The 6234-nt window shown below is 32.6% G+C and carries 6 protein-coding genes and 1 tRNA gene; all 7 read left to right on the plus strand.

Annotation, left to right across the window (positions count from 1 at the left end):
* On the plus strand, window positions 1–1102 hold a 1102-nt coding region (locus tag KKC53_02170; protein ID MBU2597978.1), incomplete at its 5' end, for an efflux RND transporter periplasmic adaptor subunit.
* A 37-nt stretch (window positions 1103–1139) separates the two neighbouring features.
* Complete coding sequence (locus KKC53_02175; GenBank protein ID MBU2597979.1) at window positions 1140–2075, plus strand: ABC transporter ATP-binding protein; 936 nt, start codon at window positions 1140–1142, stop codon at window positions 2073–2075.
* A gap of 152 nt (window positions 2076–2227) precedes the next feature.
* Window positions 2228–3439 (plus strand): ABC transporter permease, encoded by a 1212-nt coding sequence (locus KKC53_02180; protein ID MBU2597980.1) that lies wholly within the window; start codon window positions 2228–2230, stop codon window positions 3437–3439.
* A complete protein-coding gene (locus KKC53_02185) occupies window positions 3432–4646 on the plus strand; it encodes an ABC transporter permease (GenBank protein MBU2597981.1) in 1215 nt (404 codons plus the stop codon). The genes KKC53_02180 and KKC53_02185 overlap by 8 nt, the downstream gene beginning before the upstream one ends.
* Before the next feature lie 155 nt (window positions 4647–4801).
* Window positions 4802–4893 (plus strand) — tRNA-Ser (locus tag KKC53_02190).
* A gap of 178 nt (window positions 4894–5071) precedes the next feature.
* Window positions 5072–5299, plus strand: coding sequence for a hypothetical protein (locus tag KKC53_02195; GenBank protein ID MBU2597982.1), 228 nt, complete (start codon window positions 5072–5074; stop codon window positions 5297–5299).
* Between the two features lie 309 nt (window positions 5300–5608).
* Window positions 5609–6234: HEAT repeat domain-containing protein (locus KKC53_02200; GenBank protein ID MBU2597983.1), on the plus strand; the 626-nt coding region annotated here is incomplete at its 3' end.

The following is a 6234-nucleotide window of genomic DNA, read 5'->3' on the forward strand; positions in this document are numbered from 1 at the left end:
AAAAGTAGTACCAAGAGATTATTTAAGAATTTCTTTTAAAAGCATAGGTGAGATTTCATTTATTGCAGAAGAAGGGGATGTATTTAAGAAGGGAGAAGTAATAGCAAAACTTGATGAAAAAGATTTCAAGAATCAATTAGATTTAGCAAAGACAGCTTTGGGCCTGGCAGAGAAAGAACTCGAAATGGCAGAATTGACTTTGAAATCAACAAAAGATGCATATAAAAATACAGTTGAAATTGCAAACGCAAACTATTTACTGGCTCAAAAAACTGTAGAACAGGCAGAAATTGCACTAAGAGATGCTCATGTTTATTATGACAAGCTTAAAAATGAACCAATGGTAACAGCATCTATAAAAAAACAAGCAAACATGGCAATTCATCAAGCAGAAGCAGGATTAGAACAAGCAAAGGTTGCATTATCTCAAACATATTGGAATTGTGAAAGTATGAGACAAGCTGCTAAATCCCAGGTTGATTCAGCAGAAAAAGCGATAGAACTATCAGAGGACAAGATTATTTCTTCTACTGCGTCTCTTAAATTAGCTCAAGATGCTTATGATAATGCAACTTTAAAAGCCCCATTTGATGGAGAAGTTATAGAAGTTTATCAAAAAGTAGGTGAGATGGCTTCACCAGGAATGCCAGTTATTTATTTTGGGACATCAGATGTTTTAAAAATAGTTGCAGATGTAGATGAGGATGATATTTCAATGATAAGAAAAGGTCAAGAAGTAGAGATAAGTTTTCATTCATACCCAGGTGTAACCATAAAGGGAAAAGTAATAAATATATCATTAGGAGGTACTGAATTCCAGGGAGTGGTTACTTATGATGTTGATATAGAGTTTGAAGCTTCTCAGGATATTAATATATTACCAGCAATGACCTGCGATATAGAAATTGTTGCAGAAAAGATTAAAGATACTATATTTCTTCCCTCTGATTATATATTTGAGGAAGAAGATAAGTATTATGTAAATCTATTGGCAGAGAAGAATAAAAAGGTGAAAACTGAAATAACTATTGGTTATGAGAATGAGGATTATACTCAAATACTATCAGGACTTAAACAGGATGACAAAATTTCTAAAGAATAACAAAATTGAAATATCCAATAAATTTTAATTAAGGACTATGAATTTAACAGAAGTTAAAAATTTAAGTAAAAAATATAATGAACATCTGGCTGTTGATAACATAAGTTTTTATGTTAAAGAGGGAGAAATATTTGGACTTTTAGGACCCAATGGTGCAGGTAAATCAACAACAATATCGATGCTTTCCTGTCTTTTGGAACCAACATCAGGGGAAGCTTTTATTGATGGAAAGAGTATAAAAAAAGACCCCATGGGTGTTAAAAAAGTTATAGGTCTTATACCCCAGGAAATAGCATTATACCCAACCTTATCTGCAAAAGAAAACCTTTATTTCTGGGGAAAAATGTATGGACTTTCAGGAAGTTTAATAAAAAAGAGAGTGAAGGAAATTCTTGAAATTGTAGGTTTAACTGATAGAGCAAAGGATAGAATAGACACATATTCAGGTGGAATGAAAAGGAGAATTAATATTGCAGCTGGTCTCATTCACAGACCGAAGGTAATAATGTTAGATGAGCCAACTGTTGGAATTGATCCCCAAACAAGAATCAATATCTTAGAGACAGTAAAAAATCTAAATAAATTGGGGATGACCATCATATATACAAGTCACTACATGGAAGAGGTTGAGATGTTGTGTAATAGAATAGCAATTATGGATGAGGGAAGGATAATTGCTATGGGAACAAAAAATGAATTAAGACTGCTAGTGGGTGGAAAGGATACAATTAGAATGGATGTCAAAAACATCCATCCAAAAATTGCAGAATCATTAGAAATGATAGATGATGTTGATAAAATTAAAATAAAAGAAAATCAGATTGAAATATTAAGTGATTATGGTAGAAGAGTACTTTCCTCAGTAATTTCTAAATTAAATGAACTAGATGTCAAAATAAATTCGGTAAAGGTTCAGGAGCCTGACTTAGAATCTGTTTTTATACATTTAACTGGTAAGAGCTTAAGAGAATAAATAGAGGTTAGGTCTTGCAATATTTCAAAATCTATAAATAGAGGTTAGGTCTTGAAATGTTAGCTATAGTAGTCAGGTTTTGTAATATAACAGATTAATTAGAAGCATTTAGGAATACTAAAATTGAAATAATAATATAGTAGGTAAGGGACTTGAAGTTATTAAACATCGCCTTAAAGGAAGTAAAAATTATTTTCAGAGATAGGATGGCATTACTAATTCTTTTAGCCATGCCATTTATCCTAATGACAATAATGGGGATGGCATTGGGTGGATTATTTTCAAAAGGTCCAGAGCTTTCAAAAATTGATGTCGCAGTTGTAAATTATGATGATGGTAAACTCTCTGAGGATTTCATTGAAGAGATATTAAAAGGAGATGAACTATCAAAACTCCTAAATATTATGGAAACTAACAAAGAAAGAGCAATGCATTTAGTGAAAATTGGTGACATTTCATCAGTAATTATAATTCCTTCTGATTTCACATCTCAAATAATGAAAAATAAATCCACTGAGATTACTATCTATGGCGATCCTGGTCAGGAGATAAGAGCATCAATTATAAGAAGTATTACGAGTGCATATACAAATAAAGTTTCTTCGATAATGGTTGGTGTTAGTACAGGATGGGAATCATTAACTAAATTAGGTAAAAAGACAAATCAAACAGAAATTGCAATGTATATGCCATTCATGATTAATGAGATGATTGAAAAAGATGTGGAGAACCTGATAAAAATAGAGGAGGAGAATACCTCTCAAAAAGAAAGCATGAGCTCAATGCAGTATTATGCTGCAGGTATGTCGACAATGTTTGTTCTTTTCTCTTCAATGTTTGGTGCAGACTCAATTCTTAAGGAAAGAGATGACAAGACACTTGCAAGGCTGCTTTCCAGTCCAATAAAAAAACATTCAGTTTTAGGTGGAAAACTTCTTGGTATTTTTATAATAGGAATAATGCAATTTACTGCTTTTATATTTGCTACTAAATTGATATTTAATGTAAATTGGGGTAGGTCAATTATTGGATTAGTTCTTTTACCTAGCTCTACAGTACTTGCAACAACCGGGATGTCAATATTCTTTGCATCAATAGCAAAGACCAGAAATGCTGTTTCAGGTATAAGTCAGATATTTATTCAGAGTATGTCAGCTTTAGGTGGTTCTATGTTTCCACCAAGTTTGTTGCCACCCTGGTTAAGATTTTTTAGCAACTTTACAATAAACAAATGGTCAATGGAAGGGTTTCTATCTCTCATGAGTGGTGAAGGAGTTATATCCATATCAAAATCCATCTTTATATTATTGGCAATTGCCTTAATATTTTTTATATTTGGGATTTGGAGATTTTCATATGAGTAAAATGAGAAAAGCATTTGAAATAGCACTGTTAAACTTAAAACTCTTATTTAAGGATAAGATGTCTCTTATGATGATGTTTGTAATTCCATTATTTATGACAATGATTATGGGTCTTGTATGGGGAGGAATGGGTGAAAATAGACTAAAAGTAATAATTGTTGATGAAGATAAATCAAATTACTCTTCTATGCTTACAGATATATTAAAAGAAGATGAACTTTTAAGTGTAATAAAAGATAATAAGAAAGACGCTATAGAAAAAGTAAGGAATTCAAATGTTGAGTCAGCAATTATAATTCCAAAAGATTTCGGAGATAAAATAAAAAGAGGTGGTGGAGCTAAATTAACAGTAATAAAACTTGAGACATCTACAAGAGCATTTGCGGTTTTGGAAGTTGTAAGAGGTGCTATTAATAGGATAGCTACCAATTATTACACAGCAAATATGTCTATAGATTATTTAAATAAGATTGGAACAACCACTGATAGTAACGAGGAAAGTTTATGGAAAAAAGTTTTCAAAGCTGCAGATGAGAATTGGAAGCCAGACCCCCCTGTTAAAGTTATTTTTGAAAATGTTACTGCTTCAGAAGTAAGAGGTAAAAAGACTATTGCCAGTGGTTTTTCTCAAGGATCGTTGGGCTATGCAGTTACATTTATAGGATTTGTTTTAGTAGGTAATTCAGCAACAATAATGGAAGATAAGATTAAAAGAACTTTATTTAGGCTATTAAGTACACCAACTTACAAGGGCTCATATATTACTGGAAAAATATTAGGCTCAATTTTTGTGGGTATATTTCAGTTTACAATTCTAATTTTAGCAGGTAGATATTTATTTGGTGTTAGATGGGGAAGGGATCCATTAGGATTGGTTCTTTTAATGGGTTCATATATAATATGCGGAACATCAATGGGAATCATGTTGGCATCATTTGTAAAGACTATTGACCAGGCCCATGCGATAACTCCAGTAATTATAATAAGTATGGCTATGTTAGGTGGATGTTTTTGGCCAGTAGAGTTTGTTCCTCAATATATGCAAACTATTGCAAGGTTCACACCAACAGGTTTAACAATGCAAGGACTCACCGACCTCATAGTAAGAGGCTTAGGATTTCAAACTATTATTACACCCAGTCTTACTCTACTAGGCATGTCATTGATATTTTTCACCCTTGGCATCTATTTCCTTCGTCTAGAATAGGTGTCAGATCTCGACATGTAGAATAGGTGTCAGGTCTTGACATGAGACATATTAGAATTATTTAATAGAAATTTCTCTATCTCCTCAACCTTTTTATTTAGGAACACATTTTGTGATAAATTGATATAATATTTATAAATAAGTGAAATAAACTTGGAGGAGTGCAGGAGTGGCCGATCTGGCGATACTGGAAATATCGTAGGCGGTGAAAGTCGCCTCGTGGGTTCGAATCCCACCTCCTCCGCCAATTAAGAGATTCCTCAGCTACAACGAGCCATTTTCTAATTATCTAATTGCTTCAAAAAAATTAAAACTTATTTTAAGAAAAGTAGCTGAGTAGATAATCAATTTTCATCATCAAACGAAGCAATAAAACTTTTTTAGTTATTCTCGGTTTAATTGTAACCTTGATTTTAGCAACAATTATGGAAATCCTTGCTGAAGGAATAGCACCTCTTGCATTTGAGATATTTAGACAAACAGGTGCTTTTGGTAACTCTTTTATATTTTTAATGACTGGCGTAGCAACAGACTACACAGAAATAGGTTTAATCTGGGATAATATAGGTAAGAAAGTTGCTATTTGGCTTCCGATTATAACAGTTCCTCAAATTATTATCTTAGGATACCTATTTAATAATTTCTTTAAGTAATAATGGAGAAAAAAGTAATTTATTAGTTAATTTAAAATCGGATATTTCTAATTTGGTACTACATAGATTTTTATAAATATTGACAAATAATAAATTTTTGATTTAGAATTTTACCCAACAATAGGAAATTTAATAATTTGCTGAATTCAAAAGAAGCGGAGGAACCATCTTATTGGGGTGAATCTTGCAAAAGCAAGTAGGGTTAAAGTCTTTCGATCCAAACCCGTCAGCTAACTCCGTAAGCATTGAGAGAGGTTCATTTGGTCACTGATGGTTTCTCCAGTGACTTTATTTTTATTAGAAATGAATATGAAGACATTTAATTTATTTGAGCCAAACATAGAAGAGATGATAAAAAGGAAAGATGTTAAAGGTTTGATGAAAACCTTAAAACATAAGGATTTTAGTGTACGGAGACATGCAGTATGGGCTCTTGGAAACATAGGAGATGCGAGGAGCGTAGAATCTCTAATTCAAGCTCTAAAAGATGAACATATCTTTGTTCGAGGAGCAGCAGCATTAGCTCTTGGATTAATGAGAGATGTAAGGATATTAGAACCTCTTACTCAAGCTCTCAAAGATAAAAATTTGTATGTTAAAGCAGCAGCAGCATTAGCTCTTGGAAATATAGGAGAACCAGCAGTAAAACCACTAATTAAGATTCTCAAAGATAAAAATTTGTATGTTCAAGCTGCAGCAACAGAAGCTCTTGGAAGGATAGGGGAGCTCGCAGTAGATTCTCTAATTCAAACACTACAAGATGAACATACCTTTGTTAAAGTAGCAGCAGCATTAGCTCTCGGATTGATAAAAGATGTAAAAGCAGTAGAACCATTAATTAATGCCCTTAAAGATGAAGATAAAGATGTACGAATAAGTGTAGTAGAAGCTCTTGGAAAAATAGGGGATGTAAAAGCAGTAGAACCATTAATTAA

The sequence above is a fragment of the Actinomycetota bacterium genome, assembly GCA_018830725.1.
Classification (GTDB): Bacteria; Actinomycetota; Humimicrobiia; order JAHJRV01; family JAHJRV01; genus JAHJRV01.

Excerpts from the sequence above, each read along its gene's own strand:
- KKC53_02175 (MBU2597979.1), top strand. The coding sequence starts at position 1,140 with ATGAATTTAACAGAAGTTAAAAATTTAAGTAAAAAATATAATGAACAT.
- KKC53_02185 (MBU2597981.1), top strand. The coding sequence starts at position 3,432 with ATGAGTAAAATGAGAAAAGCATTTGAAATAGCACTGTTAAACTTAAAA.
- KKC53_02195 (MBU2597982.1), top strand. The coding sequence starts at position 5,072 with ATGGAAATCCTTGCTGAAGGAATAGCACCTCTTGCATTTGAGATATTT.